A 24141-nucleotide genomic window follows, 5' to 3' on the forward strand; every position below is an offset into this window, starting at 1 on the left:
AAACTGCGGTCCCGGACGTCGGCGGCTCGAGCCTGAGCGCGGGGCCCGGCGTTTTACGCCTTCTCGTCCCGCTGGCGGTAGCCGCTCGCGAGGAGGGTGCGGAGCCGGTCGAGTGATTCCTCGTCGGCGCCGTTGCCCTTGATCCAGGCAATGGAACAGGCTGCGAGGAACAGGTCGTAGCCACGCACCGACGCGCGTACCTGTCCCGTGCTCTGGGCTGCTTCCACGTATTTGTCGGTGGCGGCGATGAAGATGTCGCAAGGAATGGTGAGCGGATTGTCCGGGTCCTGCTCCTGGGCCGCGGCCATGAGCGGGTCCGGGAGCCCGCTGAAGGCGCTGAAGTACTCCTCCATTGCCCGTAGCCACAGTTCCAACGCCTCGCCGGCATCGCCCAACTGTTCGATGTCCGCTCGGCGGGCCACCAGCTCCTCGGAGCGTGTCTGCAGAACGGCCGCCAGCAGCGCTTCCCGGGTGGGGAAGTGCCGGTACAGGGTGCCGGGCCCGACGCCCGCCTCCTTGGCCACCGCCTCCAGGGAGGTGCCGACCCCATGCTGGAGGAAGTGACGCTGCGCGGTCTCCAGCAGAGCCGCGCGGTTGCGCTGGACGTCCGCGCGGGGCTTGCGCCCCCGTTGCTCACTGACGTTCATGTGCCCTCCTACCTCCGGTGATACTGCTGCCATTCAAAACGGATGCGACCTCCGTATGAAATTCGAGCATAAAGCGGAGGTGGCATCCGGTCAACTCGTGGGTCGGTCACCGAGGTCTTACCGTGACCCTGGGGACGGTTGTCTTATGTCCGAGGGACTGTTCCTGCTGGACGATGGGCGCGACCTTCTGGCCTCCGCTACGGCGGAAAATCGGACCGCTCCTGACACCGTGCTCGCAATCGTCGGCGGCACGAACACCGGTCCGCACCGCCAACCGAATCCGCCTCCACAAGCGGCGATCGACAACGCAGCCGCAGTTCACGCGGTTCACCACTGCACGATCTGGTCGAGTTCGGCGCGACGCGTTGGTAACTGTTGGCCGGGTGGTCACGGTCCGGGCGGCCGAACGAGATTCCGAGAAGTACAGCGCGGTCTGCAAGGATTTCGAAGAACTGCCGCAGGAACGGGGCGTAGGTGGCGAGTGCTGCTCGAGGTGTGGCCCACAGGCTCAAAGGTGGGCGCAGACTTGAGCAAGCCCCGCGGTTACCCCGCGCTTTCGTTGTCGAGGTGGCGTCGGCGTCAGGTGTCTATCGGGGGAGGGCGATGCTCGTGGAGTCGAATGCGCATCGCCGGTCGTGTAGCTTTTCCCTGGTCGGCCGTCTGTTGAGGTGTCGTGCGTCGTCTTGGGCGTAGCCGGCCGGCCGCTGTGTGGTTTACGGGTCGACTTGACGTCTGACGACAGGTCATCGAGGGGCGAGTGTTCGTTGTTGCGGTAGCTTCCGGCTGGTTCGCCCCGGGGCCCGTGCGGTAGGGTCCCGGCGGTAGTTTCTCACTGGGACGCTGTATTCTGTTGTGGCTGGACGTAATTGCCCGGATTGCCGCGTGCTGGTGTGCCCGTCTGCGTTGCCATCGCAGGGACCGGTCGCTGGGGTCGATGCCGAACGTCGATACCGCGCCCGGTCGATGAGTCTTATGAACCTCTTTGTGGGGGTCAGGGGTTCGAGTCCCCTTAGCTCCACAGAAATAGCAGGTCAGGCCCGGTCAATGACCGGGCCTGACCTGTTTTCGGTCCTGGCCCCCCTTAAACCCCCCGTTTTGGTTGTGTGTTTGATGGGTGCCGCCTGCGCACCGCCCTGTCGCCGTTCCAATCCACCGCGACCTGCTGCTGTGGCAGCAGTCGGCACCGAGATCGTGTCCAGGGGCCACACCAGTGATCACTCCGCGTGGGCCAACAGCAGCGTGCGCCGCACCGCCACCCAGCAGCAACTCAAGTCGGTGAACTGGACCGGGACTGATGAGGTGACGTTGGTTCTCGACACCGAGCCGCAAGGGCGGTGGGGCCGTCGGCGATTCTTCGAAGCGCTCGATTTTACCGCCAGGCCCGGCAGCGCCCTGCACTTCCACCTCGTGGTGTGAGGTGGTCCCGAGCGGCAAGGCTCTGGCGGGGCGGCTCCGGCAGACCAAGAAGTGCGCTGGGCGTGCATCCGGCCAGAACCTCACCACCGCGCGATATTGACGCCAGCCCTGACAGTTGTCGCAGGTTCGAGCCCTCGGCAGGACACGCAGAACATGGGCAACTGGACAACGGCTGGTCATCGTGGACATCTACCCGGTCTGATGTTTCCGCGATTCTCGGCTGACTGCGCTCATCGATTTCAGTGAGCGCCGTCAAGGCCGGGACGGGTGCGATACAACGACTTCGTGGACACGTGCGATACACCGACTTCGGTGCAGCCAGAGCCTGGCAGGAGTTCAGCCAGAAAGTCCTCGCCGAGCCGATCCGGCAGCAGGGGTGTCAGCACACGACCGGTTCCGTGTTCGGCCGGGTAGCACAACAGGTGATCGTCCAACATGGATTGGGCATCGGCGGCACTGCTTGCCAGCCCGACGTCCTGTAGCAGTCCGACCGCGGCGGGGTGCGCCAGTGACTGGGTCAACGTGGCGAGCGCCACCAGTCGTGCCATGGCCGCGACCGGTGTCGATATCCGGCCGTTGTCGGCCAGCGTCTGCCAATGGTCATACTCCCGCTGTACGAGATAGGCGGAAAGACCGTTCGGCCCGCTGGGTGATGACCCTTCGCGCCGGTACACGTCGACGGTCACCAGCGCCGCCATGTGCAGCGTCAGAGCCAGGCTGTACGCCGGATCGGCCAGCGATCCGGGTGGCTGTAGATGTGCTGTGCCTGCGCAACCGAGCAGTTCCGCGAACCGGTCTCGTGCCGCGACGAACGCGATCTGACGTTGTGCCACAGTGTCGGCAAGCGGGCCCAGGCGTAGTTCCGACACTGTGGCCCCGAGTTTGAGCAGTGGATTGGCGAGGGCTTTCCACCAGTAGCCCGCAGGCCGTGCGAGCAAGAGGATCCGCACCTGATGGGCGTCCTGTACCAGCCTGTGCTGCAATAGGCGTTCGAGGTCGAGTCGCGGCCAGCGTTCGGCGTAGTCCACCACGATCAGAACGCGGGCCTCACGTGACTGTGCCGCGCCCACAGTCGGCTGCGCTGTCTGCGGGTCGGAGTGGTGTCTGGCCTGAGCGACCATCCAGCCGGCAGCCGACGCATCATCCACGAACTTCGCCGCGAGTCTGGTCTTACCCTGCCCACCGGGTCCGAACACGAGCATCACCGACAGCCGGGAGGGCGCGTCCCGCCACGACGACAGGTGCGACAACTCGGCGACTCGACCGATGAACGGCACGACTCGAGCGGTACCCCGTAACAGAACGCTGAGACTGACACCACCGACGTCCACGGCGCTGACCGGCGAATCGTGCGGAAAGGCTTCGAGACGGAACGACTCGGCACCGGAGATCGCGGTGACATTACCGCTGACCGGGCCGGTAACCGCGACGAGGAGCCCATCGCCGGACTGGGTGATGTCGCCGGAATGATCCACTGCTCACTCCGGTTTTGGGTGCGGCGAATCCTGATTTTCCGTCAGCATCCGGTACGCCAAGGTGACGTAGCCGCTGAATCGCTCGGGGTTCTCCACTGCTAGTTCCTCGTATATCCGCTTCGCCTCGCGCACAGCCGATGCCGCCTCTGAGCGACGTTCACCCGATGCCCCCAACACCTGGCCGTAACCGAGCAGACTCCGTGCGAATTCGGCCAGGAACCTGGCGGGCGCGCGAGCAGCGAGCCGCCGATAGATCTCGACGGCGCGCGCCGCGGCATCGCATGCCCGTTTCCTGTCGACGTCCTGCGTGATGATGCTCAAATTCGTCAGCGACGCCGCCAGTTCGTGCTCGAACACGTCAGGATCATGTTCCGCGAGCCGGCTGCGAATGGCGACGGCTTCTTCGGCAGCGGCCGAAGCCTGATCGCCCATACCCGCATTGGTCAGCGGCAACGCCGCGTTGTGCAGGGCTTTCGCGAGGTCCGGCTCGAAGGAATCACGGTTCTCTCGCGATAGGGATCGCCAGATCTCGACCGCCTCCGCGAACGCGTGCTGGGCTTGCACCCATTGACCGGTATCGGACAGATCCAGCCCGAGATTCGTAAGGATCCGCGCGAGCGAGGGCCGATGCGCTTGGGGATCAGACAGCGTCAAGCGGCGGTAAATCTCCAGCGCCCGCCGGTTCACCTGTAGCCCATCGGCGTGGCGGCCCAGGCCGGTGAGTACAACTGCCAGATTGGTTAACGCGGTGGCGAGGTGAGCACCGGCCTCGGTCGCGTCTCCCGCGTCGATCTGCTCGTGAATCCGAACCGCCTCCTCGGCGGCAGCGAGCGCGGTCTCGTAGTCGCCATGATCGACAAGGCGGGCCGCGAGGTTCGTCAGTGAGCGGCCAAGGTCCATCTGATGGGCAGTCGGCTGAAGTTCGGTCAGCGAGCGATACATCTCGGCGGCGGACAGCGCGGCCTGCAGCGCCTCCTCCCACTGGCCGACGGTCGAACGATAGTTCCCGAGATTCATCAGCGCCGCCGCCAACTCGGGAAGAAAGACGTGTTCGTTGGCTTCGGCCAGCGAGCGGTAGATCTTCACGGCCCGTTCGCCCGTGGCCGCTGCCCTCGCGAAATGTTTCGTCGCGAAATAGCGACCGGCCAGGTTGTGTAACGCCATCGCGTGGTCCGGTTCGTAAGCGGCGTTCCTACCGGCCAGCTGCTCACGGATATGGGCGGCGTTCTCGGCGAGTGTGAGCGCTTCGGTCAGGTGTCCGAGATCGGCGTGGATGACGCTCAAATTATTCTGTGCCGAGGCGAGATCGGGAAGAAAGGCAGCCGAGGATTCTTCGGCGAGTTTCGCATAGAGCTTCTCCGCGGCAGTCGTCGCTTCGAGTGCCTCCCGGTGCTCTTCCAGGTCGGACAGTATGAGGCCGAGATTGTTCCAGGAGGACGCGAGGTCGGCAGCGAACGCGTCGGGTCGCTTCCGATACAGCTGTCGACGGATATCGAGTGCTTCCTCAGCCGCTCGGCGTGCTTCGTTCCGCCTCCCCAGATTCGACAGGTGTACCGCTCGGTTGTTTAGGCACAACGCCAATTCCGGCTCCCCAGTGCCCGCATCTGTCGTGACAATTTCCCGGTAGATCCGCACCGCGTGGTTCGTCGAGTCCAGCGCGTCCTCATGCAGGCCGGCATGACTGAGCTTGATGCCCAACAGCTTGTACAGGTGACCGCGAGTAGCTGCGTCTCGGGTGTTCCGCAGTCCGAACTCGGTGAGTCGACGAGCGACGGCGGCGATGCCCGCATCAAGGTTCGGATCCCGATTCGGCGGCAGATGCGGCTCGATAGTCCGCAGAACACCTTCATCCGCCACTTCCGCTAAGGCGACCAGACTCTCCCCACCGATCGAGACGATGATGTCGGGATATCGATCGACCAAAGGAAACAGATGTCGGCGGCGCACTTGATCCCAGCGGCGCCCGGTCTGCACCAAGACGCCGAAAGCCGAGGATGCGCGCATTCCGGGCTTGCTCTTGCCATCAGTGGTGACCAGCCATTCGAGCAGTTGCGCGCTCCACGCGCCGGTGGTGTCGTCGCTGCTGGATAGCGCGTCGGCAAGGAAGTCCTCCCCGATCCGGTCCGGCGCCAACGGTGTGAGAAGCCGGTCGGTGTCCTCCGGTGGATAACACAGCGCATGGTCCCGAAGCCGCTGGTGCGCCTCGGCCTGGCCGTCCGCGAGCCCGACAGCCTGCACCAACTCGAGGGCCGTTGGCAGCGCAGTCGGCCCGGTAAGGGTGGCGAGCAGAACCAGCTGTCGCAGTACCGGCGGCTCCGTCCCGATCCGGCCGGACCCGAACAGCGCCCGCCAGCTGTCGTATTCGCGATCGAGCAGATACGACGACAGTTCACCAGGATCGGTCGGTTGCCGGATTCCGCGCCGACACGCGTCGACGGCCACCAGTGCGGCCATGTTGAGTGTCAGTGCCAGGCCGTACGCGTCATCGGCGAGGGATCCCGCCGGTCGGAGCTCGCTGAAGTTGGCGACATCCAGTATCGCCGCATAACTGTTGCGGGCCGCGGTAAACACGACCTGGCGGTCGGCGAACGACGGCGCCAAAGGACCGAGCGCGCATTCCGTCGCGTTGATATTGGCTTTGCGAAGCGGATGCCGAAGAGTGTTCCACCACAGGCCGGACGGGCGAGCGACGACCAGGATCCGCGTCGGGCCGTGCTGATGACGTGCACCGGCGACCAGGTATCGCTTGAGTTCTTGATGTGACCAGCGCTCACCGTAGTCCAGCACCATCAACAACCCCCGACCCTGTTTCGTGAAGTCGTTGGCAGACGCGATTGTCGGGGGATCAGCGTGATGCCGCACTTCGGCCACGGCCCAGCCCTCGGCACAGGCGTTCTCCGCCAGCTTCGTGGCCAGGCGGGTCTTGCCCTGTCCGCCGGGCCCGTGCAGCAACATCACAGCGACGGCGGCGGGGGAGGTGAGCCAATCGGTGAGCTCAGCCAGCTCCGCCTCGCGGCCGATGAAGTCGACAACGCGACTTGCCGCCAGGAGTAGAGCAGCCGGTCCTCGACGCAGCAGATCGTCTACATCCGGTGCTGCGGGGGGAAATTCGTTCAACTGGTAATCGGCACGATCGGAATTCACGCGGAAGTCGCCGTGCACCGCACCGGTGATCGCGATCGACAGGCCGCCGACCGTATTCTGCTCGACTGATCCGGTCACCGGCGGTCGTTGACGGTCACATCATGGGTGCTTCCGGTGATCGCGATGTTTGTACCGCCACCGGACTGGAATACCGAGCCCGTCGTCATCGGACGGGGATCGACTCGTGCGGGCGAATCGCCTGAATTTTCGGCGGAGTCATCCAACATGACTGGATCGCGGTAATCCAACGTGATCGGATCGCGCGGATCGTCCGGCGGCGACGGCGCCGCCGGATTCGTCGAGGTGCGGAGCGCCCCCTGACCGGACGCGTCGATTCTGGCCAGCGCGGCGAATCGTGCTACAGCGCGGGCCGCGAGTCGCAGAAACCACGGCTTGTCTTCGGTCCTCGTCGATGTTCGACCGAGAAACAGCATCGCGCATGCCGCGAGCGACAGAGCGGCTTGTTCGCGCCATCGCTGAGCCAGCCCGGACGGCTCGACCCACGCCATGATTTCGGCATCGACCTGCTTGATCAGAGTCGAAAGCCAGCTCGGCAAGAGGTGTGCGGGTCCGTGGACCGGGTCCAGCAGCAGCTCGATCAACGCCGACTGCTGCGCGGGCGCTGTGATGGTCTCCATCGACCGGGCGACGATGTAGAGCAGCAGATGCATGGGATCCCGGGTCATCGGCCCGACCTGCTCATACAGCGCGGTGTCGATGAGGAAATAGTCTTCGGTGTCGATGTGTGGTCGGACCCGCACGAGCGCGTTGTCCGTGTGCAGGTCGCCGTGGCAACGTCCGCGGAATGGCGCGATGCGCACTTCCGCCAGCAGCTGTCCTGCGGCGACCGCGAATGGATTCGGCAGCGGGTCGCGTTCACCGGGGACGGTGATCTGGTCCCCTTGACAACGGCTCGCCCATTCGGCGAGCCGCCCGCCGGGTTCCAACTGGTCGAAAATGTGCCAGCGAAAGAACTCGGCGAGGGCGCACCGCTCGCCGGGTGGGATGAACGGAGACCCGGCCCAGTCCCGCAGCACACCCGCCACAACTGTGCTACAGGCATTCGCGAAGGTATTTGGGGTGCAGGCGATCTCGGTCACGTGTTCGGGCTCGACTTCATCGTGGAGACCGAGCATTCGACGGAGCAGAACAGTCAGAACCTCGGTGTTGCCGAGGCTCTTGGCAGCGATCCGCTGAAAGGTTATCCATTGTCCGCCGGGCACCGGGATCGCGCCGTGGACGAAGGTGCTCAAGTGCGCCTCGGCGAACTCGGGCGCTTGTTTCGACGCCTGGCGGTGCCGGGTGTACTCAATCTTGGCTGCCGAGCCATCCTGTGCCGTAAGCACTTTCAGCACCAGCATCGTGGTCTTCTCGTCGTCGGAATCGGTCTCGCAGACGACAGCCACCGGCTGACGGCTCCGCCCGTTGACGAGCCAACGTTCGAGGTCGTAGTGACGGTTGTGAACCTCGGCCCATTCTCTCAGTACTCGGGCGACCTCCGGCCCGAGGCCGTCGTCCAAACTGGTCATATGTCCTCCGATGGTCGGCTCGGCGATGGGGGGAGAGGTCCGATTCGCACGGCTCGACCTGGCGACGGACAGTGATCGTGGGTGGAGTGCGTGGTTGGTGCGGTGCCTGGAGGCGGACTGCCGAATGTGCGTGGAGGTCGCGAGTCGCGTAGACCTCGGGGGACGACGCCTGGCTCACGACCTCGTCCTCATCGGACCACCGCGCTCGCCGGGGCACGCTTATGAGTCTGCCTGGGCATGCGTACGAGTCTATTGAATAGCCGCGCGCCCGGATGGCGTTCTACACATCCACAAATCATCGGTCGCGGGGTGGAAGCCAGCGTTGCGCGCCACGGCCGCGGCGGTCGTGAAGCCGGCGCCGAGTCTGGCGGCGTCGTGCGCGTCGCTACCGAATGACAGCGATGTTCCTCCCGCGTCACGCCACCACTCCAGGAGGACGATCGGCGGTAGCAGCCGGGTGTTGAACTCGAGTGCGCGGCCTGATTCGGCGAGTTCGGCGAGGACCGTTCGGAATTCGTCCTCGAACCTAGCAGTCGTCAGTTCTCCAGCCGATTCCGGCCATTCGCGCAGTGGGTAGTCGAGATGACCGAGCACCGTGAACCGGGCCGGGGATCGTATCAGGTCCAGCACCTCGGAAAGATAGCTGTGCATCACATCATCGGCGTCGTATCCGGCGAAAGCGCGATCGACCACCAGTGCGACGCCGCCCTTCCTGATCGAATGTACCGAGCCGATCACGCAGTCGAAGTCGCCGGCACCGAGCAATTCGTCGACTTGGGCAGGATGCCAGTGGGGTTCACCTACTTCGACGCCGGAACGGATCCGCAACTCCGGGAATCGGATACGACATTTGTCGAGACATTCCAGATATCCGGATACATCGAGGCGCGGCGGATGGAAGAGGCCATCCGACTGCACCATCTGCTGAAATCTCTCCGGCATCGTGGCGATACCGGCGGCAGGAATGGACCATGTGGTGAAATCGGCGTGCTCAGTAAAAGCCACGGCGGGAAGGCCGATTTCGGCTGCGCGTGCGCACGCACCCTCCATCGATCCGTTGAGGGCGTCCCAAGACCATTGAGAATGAACATGACTATCGCTGGGAATCATTGTTTCATAATCCTGGTTAGAATTTGTCATGACAAGTAGCGCGACTGTACGGAGTTGTACTGATTTGTCAGTACACCGGACATAGGCGATCGCGTTGCTCGGCCCACTTTTCGCCGGTAGCATCCGAGTTCATGGACGATTTCACGGACAGCGTGAATGTAATTCTGTCGATCTCGGCAAGTAAGGGTCTGGCACTGCGGCCTGAGACCGTGGTTGTCGACGACAATGGCTGGGATTTTCGGGTGATCCACGCGACCGATGCCGACGGAGTGGCTTGGGTATTGCGCGCTCCGCGTCGGGCGGAGACGGTGCGGGCGATAGCGAGAGAGGGCAGAATCCTCGAAATCCTGCAGGGCCGTTTCGATGTCGCCATTCCGCGGTGGCGATTCGGCGACGACGATTTGATCGCCTATCCACGGCTGCCGGGCGAGCCGGTCGCATGGGAGGATCCGAAAACGTACGAATTGCAATGGCGATTCGATCGGCGTGACCCGCCGAAACACTATATCGATGCACTCGGAAAATTCATGGCCGCGTTGCACAGCACTCCGCTCGCCGATGCGGAGGCGGCGGGGATTCCGGTCCGCTCCTCAGCCGCCGCACGGGCCGACCTCGCAGACCAGCTGGCTTTCGCCGCCACCGAACTCGATATGCACACGACCTGGCGTGAGCGTGGCGCCCGCTGGCTCGAGCGGGACGATCTGTGGCCGGAATCCATGGCCCTGATTCACGGTGACCTGCATCCCGGCCATGAACTGGTCGACGCGGACAACGTCCTGCTCGGCATAATTGATTGGACGGACGCCGAGATCAGTTATGTGGCAAAGGAATTCGTTGAGGCTGCGCGAAAGTTCGAACCTCCCGTGCTCGATGAACTCTTCGATGCCTACGAACGCCATGGCGGCGAAGCCGGGCCGGGTCCGCGCACCCACGCGGCCGAGGCCATCGCGTTCGCGCCGTTGGCATTGGCGGTTCTCGGGCTCGAATCGGGGAAGACACGGTACGTCGATGCCGCGCGTCTGTACTTCCGTGCACCATCGAACCCATAGTGACAGGGCAAACCTGTTGCGACGGTTGATTTTCCGATCTTTGCAGTGACGACCTCGCCGCCGAACTCGATCCCGGTGCGATTCAGCCCTGCCTGACGGTACCGCCGCGGCCGGAATCGGGTTCGTCGCCGAGGTCCGTCCTGGTCGTGTCCGCATCTCCCGTCGGGCCAGCAGAGTTCGTGTTCGAATCCGTCATCGCGATACGTCGCTGCACCGCATCGACGGCATGCTCTGCTCGCCTGGTCTGCGGGTGGTCGTATCCGAGAACCTGGGTGCAGTCGGCGAGTACCGCGGTCAGATCGCGCACGGCGGCGTGCGGGTCGCCTGCGTCGGATCGAATCAGACCGAGCCGATGCCGGACGGCAATCGTCGTCGGATGCGTGGCGCCGAAGACTTGGCGACAGCCCGCCAGCACTGTGGTCGCGAGCGACGTCGCGTCATCTAGGTGATCGCGGTCGTGCAGCAGATTCACGAGTGCGTATCCAGTTGCCAGTGTGCGGGGGTGTTCGAGACCACGGATCCGGCAATTGGTGGTCCACAGCCACCGCAGTTGGGTCTGCGCGTCGTCGGACCGGCCCAGCTTGTGCAGCAACTCGGCGCGATACTGGCCGGTGGTGAGCGTGGCAGGATGTTCAGCACCGAGAACCGCTTGTCGGGCCGCCAGGATTTCGGTGTACAGGTCGGCGGCTTCGGCGATCGCTCCTTCGGCACGCAGCACATCGGCGAGGCCGTGTCGGCTTGTCAACGTGTCGGGGTGCCGCGGCCCGAGTAATCGCCGACGCGCCTCGTAGGTCTGCTGCGACAGGGTAGCGGCCTCGGTCAGCTGATTTCTGGCGCGAAGTGTCCGAGCCAGATAGTGCTGAGTGGTCAGTGTGTCGGGATGTTCGGCCCCGAGTTCGGTGTTGCGTCCCGACAGTACCGATCGATACAAGTCTTCCGCTTCGGGGTAACGACCTTGGTCGTAGCGCAGTCGAGCGAGGTGGTGCTCGATTTCGAGTCGAGTCAGGTCGTGAGCGTCCAGTCGGTCGTCGCACGCGTGCAGTGCTGTGGCGAAGGCGGCATCGGCTTCGTGGTGGCGGCCTGCAGCTCGAAAGTACTGTGCGGCACGGGAAGCGAGGACGATCGCGGTGTGCGCGACAGCTGATCGTGGTGGGCTGCTCGCGAGGAGGTCGAGCACCGCCAGACAATGTATCGCCATGGTGCGCCAGGCGTGCCACGAGGCCGGAGACTTCGGCGGGGCGTCGGCGGTCGCGAGGTCGAGCACCGCGGTCGTGGTCGCGAGGTAGTCCGCGCCGTGCTCGGCCAGGTCGGTGTCGTTTCGCGCGAGGTCGCGTGCGAGCGGATGCATGTCGAGCACTGGGAGGCCATCGTTATTGCTTGACAGGGCGATGATTCCGAGACTCTCCAGCGCGCGAAGGTTTCGCCAGACCTCATGCGGGACGATTCCCGGGAACTGCCGCGTGCGGGCGAGCACATCCGCACGCAGCAGTTCGGCATAGGGAATCGGGCCGGATCCGAAGCAGGCGAGGATGTTCAGCATGGGGCGGGCATGACGCATCCCTCGGGTGACGAGCAAGTCCAGCGAGATCTGCCAACTCTTTCCGATGGTGGTGCGCGAGTTCGCGGGTGTCGGTGCGGCGGTGAACAGGTCGGCGTAGTGCCCACGCTCCAGAGCCGCGCAGTACTGCGGATATGTCTTGGCGACCGTCGAGTCGGCCATGGCGGCCGGGATGCGGGTGGCCTCGGCGAGGTAGCGTCCAGTCAACATCAGTGCCAGTGGTAGTCCGCCGAGCCGGTCGGAAAGAGTCGCGGCGTCGGCGAGGTCGCCAGCATGCTCGCCCGCCAGCTCGATGAGCAACTGTGCGCCGTGTTCACGGCGTAGGCCCACCAAGCGATGCAGTCGGAGCCATGCTGGCGGTGTGTCACCCCAGATCGCGGCATCGCCATCGCGCGTCGTCACGATCACTGTGCCGAATCCGGGGTCGACGGGCCGCAGCCAGCCGGTGCCGTCGGTCACCTGCTGGCCGGGCAGCGCCAGGCAATCCATCGGGTCGTCGGCGTTGTCGATGACGAGTAACCATGGCGTGGTCTGCTCACGCAGTCGATGCCACAAATTGTCCGGCAGGCTTGCACTCCGTAGCCGGTCACGCGGCACGCCGATCCGCTCGCCTAGCGCATGCATTCCGGTGACGGTGGTGACTCGGTCCTGTGCGGTGATCCAGAAGACGTCGATGTCGCGCGCGGCCGCGTATTGCGCGACGGTCAGGGCAGCCATGCTCTTACCGCAACCGCCGAGACCGTACAGGACATGCACCCGGGGGGCGCGATGTAGCTGCGAAGCGCGGGCGGCGACGTCGTTCAGGTAACTGACCAGGTCGTCGCGGCCCCGCATGGTCGGCTCGACGAGCAGCCGTCCCAGCGGCGGTCGGGTGGACACTGTGGCGTAGGAGGCGATTGTGTCGCCCGTGTCGTCCGGTCGCCCATCGCCGGCCGATCCCCGCACCTGCCAGTAGGCGTCCCACCAGGCCGCGTGGTTCTGGGCGTGGATGCCCATCACGTGCAGAATCCGGTCGAGCAGGTCGGGCGGTTGCAGTGCTGGAAGGTGTGTCCCGGCGAAGTATCCGCCGAGCGTGCTGGCGGGCACGCCCACGTGTTTGGCGACTTGGCGGACGCTCATGCGGGCACGTTGGCGTGCCACAGTCAGTTCCGCGCCGAAGTCGCGCCGAGTAGCGATCCGCCGCGGGTCTGGCGTCGCTGAATCGTTCGGTTTCGTCATCCCGGAGTCCTTCGAAGGCGGGTCGACCGGCCTGCCCGGATCGTGCGGGGCGTGCGCATCGGGCAACTCCCATTCAGCCAACAGCGACTCCCGTCTGGTGCTGGCACCAGCGTATCGGGCTGCGGCGCAGAACAACTTGTACGACGTTGTACGGGTCGTTCGGGTGCCCTTCCGTATCCCGATGGCCGCTGTTTGCATGAATCTATGACAGTTCGATCCGAGAACGGCGATCCGCCGAGGCGGACCATTCGAACCACGAAGGCGCTCACTGACGCGGGACTGCTCGCGGGAGCCGCGCCGGAGACCATCGATGAGGTCACTGCTCGGTTCGCGATGAGTATCACCCCGACGATGGTGGAGCAGATGGGGGCGATGCCGGACGATCCGATCGCCCGGCAGTTCGTGCCCAGTGCCGAGGAATTGCACATTAGCGCCGACGAGTTGGCCGATCCGATCGGTGACGACGCGCATTCGCCGGTTCCCGGGATCGTGCACCGCTACCGCGACCGCGTCCTATTGAAGGCGTTGCAGGTGTGTCCGGTCTACTGCCGGTTCTGTTTTCGGCGGGAGAGCGTCGGTCAGGGGCAGGGTCTGCTCCAGGAACACGAGCTGACCGCCGCGCTGTCGTATGTCGCCGACCATCCTGAGATCTGGGAGGTTATACTCTCCGGCGGTGACCCGCTGCTGCTGTCGCCCGCGCGCTTGCGGCGGATTGTTGCGGCACTGGACCGGATCCCCCATATCGGCGTGATTCGAGTGCACACCCGAGTACCGATCGTCGCGCCGGATCGGCTCACCACCGCGTTGGTTGATGCTCTGCGCGCCGACACTCCGGTCTGGATGGTTCTGCATTGCAATCACTCTCAGGAACTCGGTGCGCGGTCGCGGGCCGCGCTGAGCGACCTCACCGCTGCGGGTATTCCGTTGTTGAGCCAGACCGTGCTGCTCAAAGGCGTCAATGACACCGCGGCGGCGTTGACGACGTTGTTCCGGGATCTCGTCGCGTTGAAGGTGAAGCCGTATTACCTGCACCAGGGCGATCTCGCGCCGGGTACCGGCCACATGCGGACGACGATCGCCGCTGGTCAGGAGTTGATGCGACAGTTGCGTGGGCCGGTGTCGGGACTGTGCCAGCCGACATATGTACTGGACATCCCGGGTGGTTACGGCAAAGTGCCGATCGGAGCGAGCTATCTCGACGAGGACGTGGACGGGTACCTTGTGCGAGATCCGGACGGTGCCGTTCATCGATACGCACCGCATACGGTGAACGACCGCGCGAACTCTCTTCGCCGCGATACCGTTGCACCGGAGTCTCGGCTATGAGCAAACCAGTGGGGACGATGATCAGCCGAGTGGGCACTGACGGGTGCGCCACTGTGCGATGGCGTATTCCCGACCTGACGGTCGAAACCATCTGGCGGGTGCTGTGCGCGGCCTTCGCGCGCGCCACTGACGATCGCCACGCCACTTCGGTCAAATTGCTCGAGAACGAGCGGGTCGTGGTCGCACAGGATCGATGGCCCCATCGCGCCACGTCCCGGAATCGGTTCGAATCCTGGATGGCGGCGATGGGTGGCGGCAGCGGCGGGTATCTCGCATGGGCTCGGTCGGCGCAGACGCTCGACCGAGGATTGTTCGAGACGCTCGTCGAGGCTATGGCTGCCGAATTCGGACGACGTGGATTGCCCAGCGGGCTGGTGGAAGCGGAACTGTTCCTCGGCGACTACGCGCATACGCCCGGCGGTATCCATCGCGAAACGTGTTCGAACATTCATCTGGTGGTGTCGGGCGCGAAGTCGATGCACTTCTGGAACGCGAGTCGATGGCCGCCTCCCGACGCGCCGCGGCGGGTGGACGTCGCTGATGGCAGTGGCACCAGGGAGGAGTACCTCCCCGATATCGATGTGACCACCGCGCTCAAGTCAGCGAATTCCTTGACCGCGCAAGCGGGTGAGGGCTTCTGCTGGCCTGCGGGCGCTTGGCACATCGGACAGACGCACGGCCGGGCCATGTCGTTGAATATCGCCGCGTACCAGCGTGATTTCGATGCGGAGCCGTCGATGCGCGGATGGAGCGACGGGCGTGACGGCGAGGTGGCAGAGGATTGGCTGGTCCGGTATCGCGACCATATCGGTGGCGATGTGGCGCCAGCGGCCCTGCTGGCAAGGGTGTCCGCTCTAGGGATGCGCCCGGCTCGTCCGGTGCGAGGCCCGCGGCGAGGTCGCCGTGGGCATTGGCGGCTCGATGTTCCGCTGCTGTGGACCATGACCGCGGGCCGTGAGTTGTTCATCGCGACACTTGGTGCGGTCCGGCGTGAAGAATGTGCCGTCGCCGCACTTGACTGGTTGTCCGAACGTCGCGATGCCGGAACAGAGTCGGATGTACCGGCCGAACTCGAGGGCCTCGCCGGGTGGCTACACGAACAGGGCGCGTTCGATGTCGTACCCGCGGACGCGCCGACCGTAACGACAGCGGAGGTGCCACAGTGAATTCCTGGACAGCCGACGATACCGAGCTTTTCTGCACCTATGGTGATGCGTTCGTCCCGCGTCGCGGTGAGCAGTACGCGGCGATATGCGCATCGATCGATCCGCTGCTCGAACAGGCGGTACTCGAATTGGGTTGCGGTGCTGGGCTGCTCACCGCCGCGATATTGCAATCCCAGCCTGCTGCCGTGGTCACCGCGCTGGATTCCTCGGAGTCCATGCTCGCCATGGCGCGTCGGCAGGTCGCTCATTTCGCTGACCGAGTGTCTCTGTGCCGAGGCGACTTACGCGACAGCGCGTGGTGCAGCGGGCGCTATGGCGCGGTCGTGACATCGCTGGCGGTCCACCATCTCGATGACGAGGCCAAGCGTGATCTGATGCGCGCGGTGTACGACCTGCTGGTGCCGGGCGGAGTGTTCGTCCAAGCCGACCTGATCCGGCCCGCGACACCGGCGACCACCACGCTCGCGGCGGCGACGTGGGATGCTTCGGTCGCCGACCAGTCGGTCGAACTGTTCGGAAACCACCAGGCGCACATCGCGTTTCAGCGTTCGCGGTGGAACACCTTCCGTTTTCCCGATCCGGTCGATCAACCGGCGACGGTCGTCGACAACGTGTTATGGCTGCGGCGGATCGGATTCGGCGGGATCGATGTGCCGTGGGCTTTCGCCGGTCACGCGATCGTGAGTGCCGTGCGGCCCGCTACTGCGGATGAAGGTGCCGGCAGTGCCGAATGATCAACCCAGAACTTTGCTGGCCAATCTCGTCAACGACGTGATGATCGAATCTCCGCCGCCTCGCGACTATGCCCGGGCCATGGCGGCAGTGACGCCGCGCAAGCTGTGGTTGGCCGGTGCCGGCGATTGTGTGGTCACGCTCGCACCGTGCAGCAACGCGTTTCGCGACTATGTAGCGGATATCACCGGTGTCGCACCGTCCGATATCGATCTGGTAGCGCCTTCGGAGTTGGCTCCCGACCACGCCTGCGAGGTGCTGTCGCGGCTGGACGCGACCGATCGCGCCACCGCACGACCGATGCTGGTGCCATTCGTCATAGATCGCCCCGTGGTCGAGCTGGCGCGACATGGGGGCGTCCAGATCTGCGGCTATCAGGGCGTACCGAGCACGACTACGTTAGCCGCGATCCGTTGGATGAACACCAAAGCCGGTTTCCGTGCCGTGGCCGCCGAGCTCGGCCTCGCGGTGCCTCAAGGCGGCTTCGCCTACTCCGAATCATCGCTGCTGCGCAGACTCCGGCTGTTCTTGAACGACCATGAGGCCGCCATCGTGAAGCGGGGGCGGTCGTCGAACGGCTACGGCACGTTCGTGGTTACCGCCGACGAGCGCGCCACGCTGGCCGAGCGTGTTCACCAAGCGGTCGGGGGACAGCCAGTGGGGCCGTGCGGCTGGGTGTACGAAGAATTTTTGCCGTTCGCCGCGGCTCCGAGCCTCGAGATGCTTTCCGACGATCACGGCGTACAGGACTTCTATCTGTGCGATCAGCGGACCCGCGACAATGCCTGGACGGGCATGATCACACCGGCCTCATTCGCCCCGCAGCTCACCGTCGCGTCCACGCGGTTCGCCGCCGCCGCCCACCGGATCGGCCAATGGCTGCATCAACATGGCTATCGCGGATTCTTCGACGTGGATGGCGGCCTCGTCGGAGACGGATACGTCGTAACCGAGGCAAATGTCCGCCGCACCGGAGGAACGTATCTCGAGCAGCTGGCACGAAAGCTGTTCCCCGGCACTGCCGTGTACTGGCGGGCGGACGCGCGTACCGGAACCTCGTCACTGTCCTTCCATGAGGCGCTGCGCCGCATCGACAGCGCGGGACTCGGCGACGAGAACGCAGACGCGCGGGCGGTGCTGATCGTCGACACCCTCGCGGTCGACGGGAAGTGGCGGTATCTGGTCGCCGGTCGCACCGCGGGTGCAGTCGCGGCAGTCGAACATGAGGTCATCGATCTTCTGAGGATCAGCTGATGATGCATTCCGCACTGCACCCCGGATATAGCCGCATAGACGGTATGGGCGTCATCGCGCGGCGCGACGTGCCAATGGGCACCGCCTTGTGGTGGCCGTGCCCGCGGTGCGCGGTCGTGCCGATCGGCGAACTGGCCGCCATGCCGCCGGAGGTCAGGCGCTGGATCGACGAATACGGCTACCGCCGCGCCGACGGCGGATTGATCACACCATGTGGCGGTGCATTCCTGCTTAACCATTCGTGTGCCGCATCGGTCCTCGATATCGGTTTGTCGGTAGGCATCGCGGTGCGCGACATCCATGCCGGTGAGGAGGTGACCTGCGACTACCGAGGTTTCCGGTACGAGCAGCCGTGGCGGTTCCGATGTCGCTGTGGTTCGGGCGAGTGCGTCGGCACCGTCGAATCCACGGGCGGCTTCCCGGCACCGGCCCTCATGGGCGCCTGGATCGCTCGAGTGGAGACCGCGTTGGCGGCGGCGGCCACCGTGCCGCAAGAAACGACCGTTCTGGGTGGAGATATACACGGTGAGCCGATCGCAGGTGGTGAAGAATCGTGAGAAACAGCGCGGCAGACGTCTTCGCGGCGCTGCGCAGCGACGTACGGACCGATGAGCCGGCCTACATTGCGCTGATAAGGTTGCTCACCTTCGGTGGGCGAATCTCCTTTCAACAGGGGATGGCCGCGCTCACGCCGCGTGATATGGCTGTCCTGCACCAGTTGCTCGGCGTCGAATCCCTGCGGCTGCGTCTACCCTCCGACTACGACCCACCCGATGTGTTGCTTGTCTGTCAATCGGCGCAGGGTCGGCTGTCGTTCATGGATTCCGCCTGCGTCGATGTATCCACCGACATTATGACGGTGGCGGCGCTGAGCCTCACCTCCTCGATGCGGGAGCGGGTCGAGGAAGAGGTCGCCGAATGGGAACTCGCGCAGCGCGCTGATCGGGAGCAACTGGACGCGATGCTGCGCAGGTGGGCTGACACCGGCGTTCTCGCCGAGCAGGTGCGGCAGGTGGCGGATTGGGTAGACCACGTGGAGACAGTGTTGATCTACATCGGTGACGAGGTGTTCACACGGTCGGACGCGGGAACGAATACCCTGCTGCGAGGCGGAGTCCTGGCACGCTTGGAGACAACCGCGTTGGATTCGTGGTCTGCCGCGGAGCGTTTATTCGTCTCGGCAGCTCACCTGTTGTTCGCGACGGGGCGTTCGATCCGGTTCGAGGAGTTCAACGGCCGACAACTCACCGCCACCGCGTTGCGTGAGTGGTTGGTCGGCACGCGGCGACGCTATGCGCACGCGGCAGGACAGGCGATCCCCGCCGACCTGGCCTGCCTGCCCCTCGAACAGTTGGCCCTGGAGATTCGGGAGCTCAGTGGTGCCGTGGACCAGTCCGGGTGGATCCGGTTCCGCCGCGTCGCGGGACCGACTTTCGCCAAGTCCGAAGTTCTTGTCGAACTTCCCCGATCTCGACGCAGCCACCACGTCCTGCCCCCGCTGATTCGGACCTGCGTCCTGGACACGTTGGGCATCTCCCCGGACCCGATGCTGCCCGCGGAGGCGGCCCTCGGCCAGGTTGTCGAACATGCCCTGAGGTTGCCGCCGGATACCGCGGTGACCGCCATCGAACAGCTGCTGGCCACCATTGTGCGGTCAGCCGCTATCGACGTGGACGCCGACTACGCGATGTCCAGCGCTGTACGCGACATCGGTCGGTTGGCGCCGATGACCGAGAACCGGCTCGGCACAATTCTCGACCTACGCAAGCCCGACTTCTTCTGCTGTGTCGTCCCGAATCCGAGCCGGTTGGCCGGGCGCGAGGACGCCGAGATCCAGCGCATGCTGTGGTTGGTTGCGCAACGGATGCAATACAACCGTTGGCACTTCCTGCCCGGCAACTTCGACCGCGCGGAAGTGCCCGCCCAAAGGCACTATTTCTTCCCGCCGCTGATGCCGGACGTCGCCGAGTCGAGCGATCTGTGGCACGGCGGCCATATCGCGGCGCGGGTTCGATATTCGCTGCGTGCGCCAGGTGCCCAACTGTGGCGCGCGGCATTGAATGTCGGCGGCAATCCCCATCGTGGTTGCTTCGATATTCGCGCCGTGCGGATGAGCGGTAGCCCCTTCGCGCGGGAAGATCTGTGGACCGCGGTGCGTTACAGCGGGCTCGTCGATGCCCTGTGGCGGGCGGTGGCAGCACAAGTGAACGAGGGGAATGCTGCCCCCGTCGTCACAGCATTCGACCGTCAATGGTACGAACGAGCCGCCTGGACCGAATGCGGCGCCTTTGAATAACTCACCGCGGTCCCATGAAATGACGGCGAAGAATCTGGTTGCATATCGTCGGCGCTTCCAGATTGACCAGATGCCCTGCACCTTCCACGACGACAGTGCGAGCCCGCGGCACCCGCGCGGCCACCAAGTCTGCCACGGTATGAAAGTCGGGCAGATCGTGTCGACCGACAATCGCGATCACACGCGCGTCGACATCAGCCAATCGATCGACGACGTCGGTGTCGCCCGGTGACCGAATGTCGGGGTGCTGCCAGTGCCAACCCGAGTAGTCCGTGACCATCTGGCGTACCCGACGCCATGCGAGGGGCCTGCACCGGACCGTATCGAAGAGTTCGTGGCACAGCCAATGCGAGCGCGCTGCCGTGAGATCCCCCGAGTTCACCGGCACGTCCCAGTCGATTCGGAATCCGTATCCTCCGACATCAGTGCCGATCAACGCGACCGTCTCGACTAGTTCGGGGCACGACAGCGCAAAATTCAACGCGATGCGACCGCCCATGGATGATCCGACGATATGCGCGGAATCGACACCGATATGTCGGAGCAGCACCGCGAGGTCTTCGGCATGGCTATAAGGACCGGCAGGCGCCGAGGAGCGGCCGAATCCCCGGCAGTCATATGTGATGACGCGAAACGACGCGGACAATGCGCACAGTTGCTGCAGCCAGGAGCGCCGATCCAAAGAGAAACCGTGGATCAGAACTACGGCGGGCCCCGACCCGGTTACATCGAACGACAGCGAGCCTGCATTGTGGTGAAGCCGCCCGAGGTTCGGAGCCTGCTGCGAATATGGTCGGACAGAATGATCGAAGGCACGAGAACTCATTGTCTGAATGGTAGAACGACGCCGCCGTCGTGTTCCGGTCGAATGTCGGTGGTGGCCTTCGTGACGAACAACTCGATTTGTTTGCCTGCTCTGATACCACGCTGTCGTCGTTCCTCGGCGTCGACCGCCCTGTGAATAGCATCGATCAGCTCCGCAGTACCGGTGGCTACGGCCCGGAGCGCGGGATCGTCGGACAGTATCTGCAAGCGCGAAAGGACTTCGAACAGCGCTGACCGCTGGCGATGCGCTTCGTCTATCGCTTTTCGTGCCGCGTCGCTACCGGGTGACTCGTGCTCGTGCCGCCATCGATCGAGTTCGCTGAGTCGATAGCGGATAGCCACTCCGGCGAAGCGGCTGTAGACGTCGAGCCGCTCCTGCCGGGCTCGTTCCGCCATTTCCCGGCATGCTGTGCGATCAACGATATTGCACTGGATATAGAGAGTGACGAAAGCGCCGAGCAGGGTTGCGGCGATTCCCGCCAGGGAGGTCCAAACAGCGATCATGGTCTGTCTTCTTCCGAAAGATACGGTCGAATTCCGATTGTAGGCATGTTGTTGCGGTGAAAATCGCGAACGATGTCGATGGCCGAAAGCCCGGTCGAGGCCGGACGGAGTCGTACGGGTTGCGTTATGTATCGGTCCGTTATGGTAGAGGCAGCACTAGACCGCAATTGCGGTGGTTGAGGAGGGGTGGCTAAGCGGTGATCCAGTCGCCCGTATAGGTCCGTACTGCTTTACGGCATCCTTTGCTGCCGAAATTGATAAATTGAAGTTGGATCTGCTTGATTGGGCGGCACACGTGATGTAAAGCTGAGGTCCTTAAGACATGGCAGACTATGTCGAATTCGATCTATTCCATTTGTCTGAGAGGTAGACCAGTGCCAATTACGCCGAATTCCGTTCCTCGGGTATGCGATAACTCGTATACCATTGCTGTGCACGGAGGCCAGTCGGAAATCGAGAACCTGCCAGCACCACCTATTTCGGTACGAGCAGCAATACCGCTCGAGTCGATCGAGCAAGGCTGGGAGCAACTCACTCATGATGAGGTGGCCAATACTGCGTATCAGCGCTACTCGAATCATACGGTAGCGGTACTTGAGGACAAGTTCAGCCAACTCGAGGGTGCCGACCACTGCTTGGCTTTCAACAGCGGGATGACTGCATGTTATGCGATATTCCGATCCTTGACGGAGGTGGGGGATCATATAGTGACGCAGCATGCTATTTACCATGAAATCTCTGACTTGCTTTCTTATGGTGTCAAGCCCTCTGGTGTCGATGTGACGTTTGTCGACGGCGATTCGGTGAAAGATTTCGTCACTGCGATAACTGATCGTACAAAACTAGTCTTCGTGGAGTCGCCGACTAATCCTGTATTGTCGGACGTGCCTATCCGAGAATTGTCCCATGCCTGTCGAGAGCGTGAGGTGATTCTGGTGGTCGACAACACTTTGCTGACGCCGTTGTATCAGAATCCGCTACGACTGGGTGCTGCGTTGACATTGTACTCTACTACGAAAACGATAAATGGGCATGGTGATGTGATGGGCGGTGTTGTCTGCACGAATGATATTCGTCTGTTTCGACGTTTATCGGCATACCGTGACCTTACCGGAACCATACTGGATCCTTTCTCGGCGTGGCTGACCATTCGTGGACTGCGTACTCTGCCCCTTCGTCTCGAGAGACATTCTGTCAACACAGAATTTGTGGTCGGATTGATTCGAGCTAATTTCGGTAAGTTTCCGGTTCGGACCGCCAAGGACGCCGACCATTTTATTGAAAACAACATAACCGGAGTGCCGGGGGTAGTTTCTCTGACCTTGCCGTCGGCGGCTTGTGGCACAGAATTTCTGCGAAACCTTCGTTTGCTGCGCGTTGCGACTACTTTTGGCAATCTCGAATCACTCGCATATCATTTCGGAACCTTTACGAGAAAATCCAGAGATCTATCCGACCTCGGGATAGGCTATGGTCTGGTGCGGCTTTCTATCGGGATCGAGGATCCGGTGCAAATATACCGGGATATTGCCTCTGCTTTGTCTGCTGTCGTCGACTTCATCAATAAATCTGGTTACTAGTGCCACGTCTGAGAAGCTTGATGTGGTAACCGCCGGGGTGGCGGGTTGAACCGGAGGGGCTGACCGGCGGCTCCATGTGAGCCTCGTCGTGTTCTGATATGAGGACCGCGGCGACAGAGTGACCGTGCACGTTCGAGTTGGGTGTGGCGCAGCGCTTCTCGCAAGCACTCAATTTCCAGCCACGGCTTGTTGCGGGTTTGGCCCAGGGCGGTTTCGGCGTTTGAGGCCATGTCATCTGAGCGCTGCGTGTGAGGCACGGCAGGCCGCGCCAGCGGATGGGGTTCCACTCGTTGCGGCACCTGTACGGGTCGCTGTTGGCCGCCGGAGCCTACAGCTTGGCGGATGTGACACGGCGGATGCGTCACAAGAACAACACGACCACCTTGGACGTCTACACGCACCTGATAGACGGACAACCGGCGGAGGCGTTGATGCTGGAAGAGGCGTTGGCGTGGGGGTTGAGGGAATACCGTCGCGCCCGGCTGGGCTTGCATGTGGTGCGGGAATCGTAGACAAATCGTAGACAGCGGCGGGATACCCCGCAGATGCGCAGGTCGCGGTGGGATAGGGTTTGTAGGTCATGAAGTCGGCACAGCGTTTCTGCAGGTCCCCGACGTCGCCCAACGTTTCCCATGCCTTCCCTGTCTGTGCAGGTAGATGACTGTTTCTGGCACCCGGTGATCTCCCTTCATTCCCACCGCTGCCCGTGCTGACCCGCCTGAAAATCGTAGAAAAATCGTAGAGAGGTGCCGTCGGGCAACCGACGAACCGGGCGTGGCTGCGGCTCTGAACAGGCGGGCGGTTCGTCGAGACGCTGCTGTCGCCGGGGCGAAGATGGGGACCGACGACGGGTGTTCAACGTACAGCCAGTCATGACAAGCCATGGCGGACACACGAGGCTGTAGATTCCCTCGGCCGAACATCCGCTCGTACCGTCGCGGGGTTCCGCCGATGCAACGGACGGAACAGCCACACCCATCTCAATCGAAGCCGACTCCACCCGAAGGTGGAGCCAGCGGTGATCATGGAGACACCTCGAACTGTTGACGGCAGGTTTCTGGTTCGAGTCCAGATGGGGGAGCAGAAACAGCAGGTCAAGCCGGATGTTCGGCTTGACCTGCTTCTTTTATCGGTGTGTAGCCAGGAATACACCAAAGTTTCCGGGCCAGATTTCCAACGGTTGAACGGCGGCGCGCCGATGTCGGTTCGGTGTCACCGGTTCACCGATCCACGACAGGAACAGGGCGAAACACCGTTGCCGCCGACGTGCGACGCGACAACTCGATGACCTGAGGAACCCTCGAAGGGCTTC

Annotated in this window: 19 protein-coding genes; 11 read left to right on the plus strand and 8 right to left on the minus strand. The window is 63.5% G+C overall.

From position 1 onward, the window contains the following. Positions 1-53 precede the first annotated feature (53 nt). The gene (locus tag HOV91_RS08020; protein ID WP_043737852.1) at positions 54-647 is read right to left on the minus strand and encodes a TetR/AcrR family transcriptional regulator; all 594 of its coding nucleotides are present in this window, start codon (positions 645-647) and stop codon (positions 54-56) included. A 1167-nt stretch (positions 648-1814) separates the two neighbouring features. Between HOV91_RS08020 and HOV91_RS08025 the strand changes: the two genes are divergently transcribed. Next, complete coding sequence (locus tag HOV91_RS08025; protein WP_174184797.1) at positions 1815-2063, plus strand: hypothetical protein; 249 nt, start codon at positions 1815-1817, stop codon at positions 2061-2063. Between the two features lie 239 nt (positions 2064-2302). Here HOV91_RS08025 and HOV91_RS08030 read toward each other — a convergent pair whose 3' ends face one another. From HOV91_RS08030 to HOV91_RS08045, 4 genes are all read right to left on the minus strand, one after another. Further along, the gene (locus tag HOV91_RS08030; RefSeq protein ID WP_174184798.1) at positions 2303-3538 is read right to left on the minus strand and encodes a hypothetical protein; all 1236 of its coding nucleotides are present in this window, start codon (positions 3536-3538) and stop codon (positions 2303-2305) included. 3 nt (positions 3539-3541) lie between these two features. Beyond that, on the minus strand, positions 3542-6760 hold the full coding sequence (locus HOV91_RS08035) for a tetratricopeptide repeat protein (RefSeq protein WP_174184799.1): 3219 nt from the start codon (positions 6758-6760) through the stop codon (positions 3542-3544). Continuing rightward, the gene (locus HOV91_RS08040) at positions 6757-8211 is read right to left on the minus strand and encodes a BUD32 family EKC/KEOPS complex subunit (RefSeq protein ID WP_174184800.1); all 1455 of its coding nucleotides are present in this window, start codon (positions 8209-8211) and stop codon (positions 6757-6759) included. The genes HOV91_RS08035 and HOV91_RS08040 overlap by 4 nt, the downstream gene beginning before the upstream one ends. A 249-nt stretch (positions 8212-8460) precedes the next feature. Beyond that, a complete protein-coding gene (locus HOV91_RS08045; RefSeq protein ID WP_217439868.1) occupies positions 8461-9351 on the minus strand; it encodes a PHP domain-containing protein in 891 nt (296 codons plus the stop codon). A 101-nt stretch (positions 9352-9452) separates the two neighbouring features. Between HOV91_RS08045 and HOV91_RS08050 the strand changes: the two genes are divergently transcribed. Next, on the plus strand, positions 9453-10370 hold the full coding sequence (locus tag HOV91_RS08050) for a macrolide 2'-phosphotransferase (protein ID WP_174184801.1): 918 nt from the start codon (positions 9453-9455) through the stop codon (positions 10368-10370). An 82-nt stretch (positions 10371-10452) separates the two neighbouring features. On the opposite strand, the gene HOV91_RS08055 is transcribed toward HOV91_RS08050, so the two are convergent. Beyond that, positions 10453-13344, minus strand: a complete 2892-nt coding sequence (locus HOV91_RS08055; RefSeq protein WP_312884515.1) for a tetratricopeptide repeat protein — start codon at positions 13342-13344, stop codon at positions 10453-10455. A gap of 6 nt (positions 13345-13350) precedes the next feature. On the opposite strand from HOV91_RS08055, the gene HOV91_RS08060 reads away from it, so the two are divergent. The 6 genes from HOV91_RS08060 to HOV91_RS08085 are packed head-to-tail and all read left to right on the plus strand — an operon-like array spanning position 13351 to position 19920. Next, positions 13351-14472, plus strand: a complete 1122-nt coding sequence (locus tag HOV91_RS08060; protein ID WP_174184803.1) for a lysine-2,3-aminomutase-like protein — start codon at positions 13351-13353, stop codon at positions 14470-14472. Then, positions 14469-15638, plus strand: coding sequence for a hypothetical protein (locus HOV91_RS08065; protein WP_174184804.1), 1170 nt, complete (start codon positions 14469-14471; stop codon positions 15636-15638). Before HOV91_RS08060 ends, HOV91_RS08065 begins: the two co-directional genes overlap by 4 nt. Then, positions 15635-16372, plus strand: coding sequence for a class I SAM-dependent methyltransferase (locus HOV91_RS08070; protein ID WP_174184805.1), 738 nt, complete (start codon positions 15635-15637; stop codon positions 16370-16372). Before HOV91_RS08065 ends, HOV91_RS08070 begins: the two co-directional genes overlap by 4 nt. After that, positions 16362-17624, plus strand: coding sequence for a preATP grasp domain-containing protein (locus tag HOV91_RS08075; protein WP_174184806.1), 1263 nt, complete (start codon positions 16362-16364; stop codon positions 17622-17624). Before HOV91_RS08070 ends, HOV91_RS08075 begins: the two co-directional genes overlap by 11 nt. Then, the gene (locus HOV91_RS08080; RefSeq protein ID WP_174184807.1) at positions 17624-18181 is read left to right on the plus strand and encodes an SET domain-containing protein-lysine N-methyltransferase; all 558 of its coding nucleotides are present in this window, start codon (positions 17624-17626) and stop codon (positions 18179-18181) included. The genes HOV91_RS08075 and HOV91_RS08080 overlap by 1 nt, the downstream gene beginning before the upstream one ends. After that, the gene (locus tag HOV91_RS08085; protein WP_174184808.1) at positions 18178-19920 is read left to right on the plus strand and encodes a hypothetical protein; all 1743 of its coding nucleotides are present in this window, start codon (positions 18178-18180) and stop codon (positions 19918-19920) included. Before HOV91_RS08080 ends, HOV91_RS08085 begins: the two co-directional genes overlap by 4 nt. Before the next feature lies 1 nt (position 19921). Here HOV91_RS08085 and HOV91_RS08090 read toward each other — a convergent pair whose 3' ends face one another. Then, the gene (locus tag HOV91_RS08090; protein ID WP_174184809.1) at positions 19922-20746 is read right to left on the minus strand and encodes an alpha/beta fold hydrolase; all 825 of its coding nucleotides are present in this window, start codon (positions 20744-20746) and stop codon (positions 19922-19924) included. Further along, positions 20743-21249: a plasmid transfer protein KilB gene (gene kilB, locus HOV91_RS08095; protein ID WP_174184810.1), complete on the minus strand. Its 507-nt coding sequence runs from the start codon at positions 21247-21249 to the stop codon at positions 20743-20745. Before kilB ends, HOV91_RS08090 begins: the two co-directional genes overlap by 4 nt. Positions 21250-21680: 431 nt before the next feature. On the opposite strand from kilB, the gene HOV91_RS08100 reads away from it, so the two are divergent. From HOV91_RS08100 to HOV91_RS08110, 3 genes are all read left to right on the plus strand, one after another. Beyond that, a complete protein-coding gene (locus HOV91_RS08100) occupies positions 21681-22829 on the plus strand; it encodes a trans-sulfuration enzyme family protein (protein WP_174184811.1) in 1149 nt (382 codons plus the stop codon). 356 nt (positions 22830-23185) lie between these two features. Continuing rightward, positions 23186-23341 (plus strand): hypothetical protein, encoded by a 156-nt coding sequence (locus tag HOV91_RS08105; RefSeq protein ID WP_174184812.1) that lies wholly within the window; start codon positions 23186-23188, stop codon positions 23339-23341. Positions 23342-23847: 506 nt separating this feature from the next. Next, positions 23848-24117: a hypothetical protein gene (locus HOV91_RS08110; RefSeq protein ID WP_174184813.1), complete on the plus strand. Its 270-nt coding sequence runs from the start codon at positions 23848-23850 to the stop codon at positions 24115-24117. Positions 24118-24141: the final 24 nt, after the last annotated feature.

It is taken from the genome of Nocardia barduliensis, assembly GCF_013315795.1.
Classification (GTDB): Bacteria; Actinomycetota; Actinomycetes; order Mycobacteriales; family Mycobacteriaceae; genus Nocardia; species Nocardia barduliensis.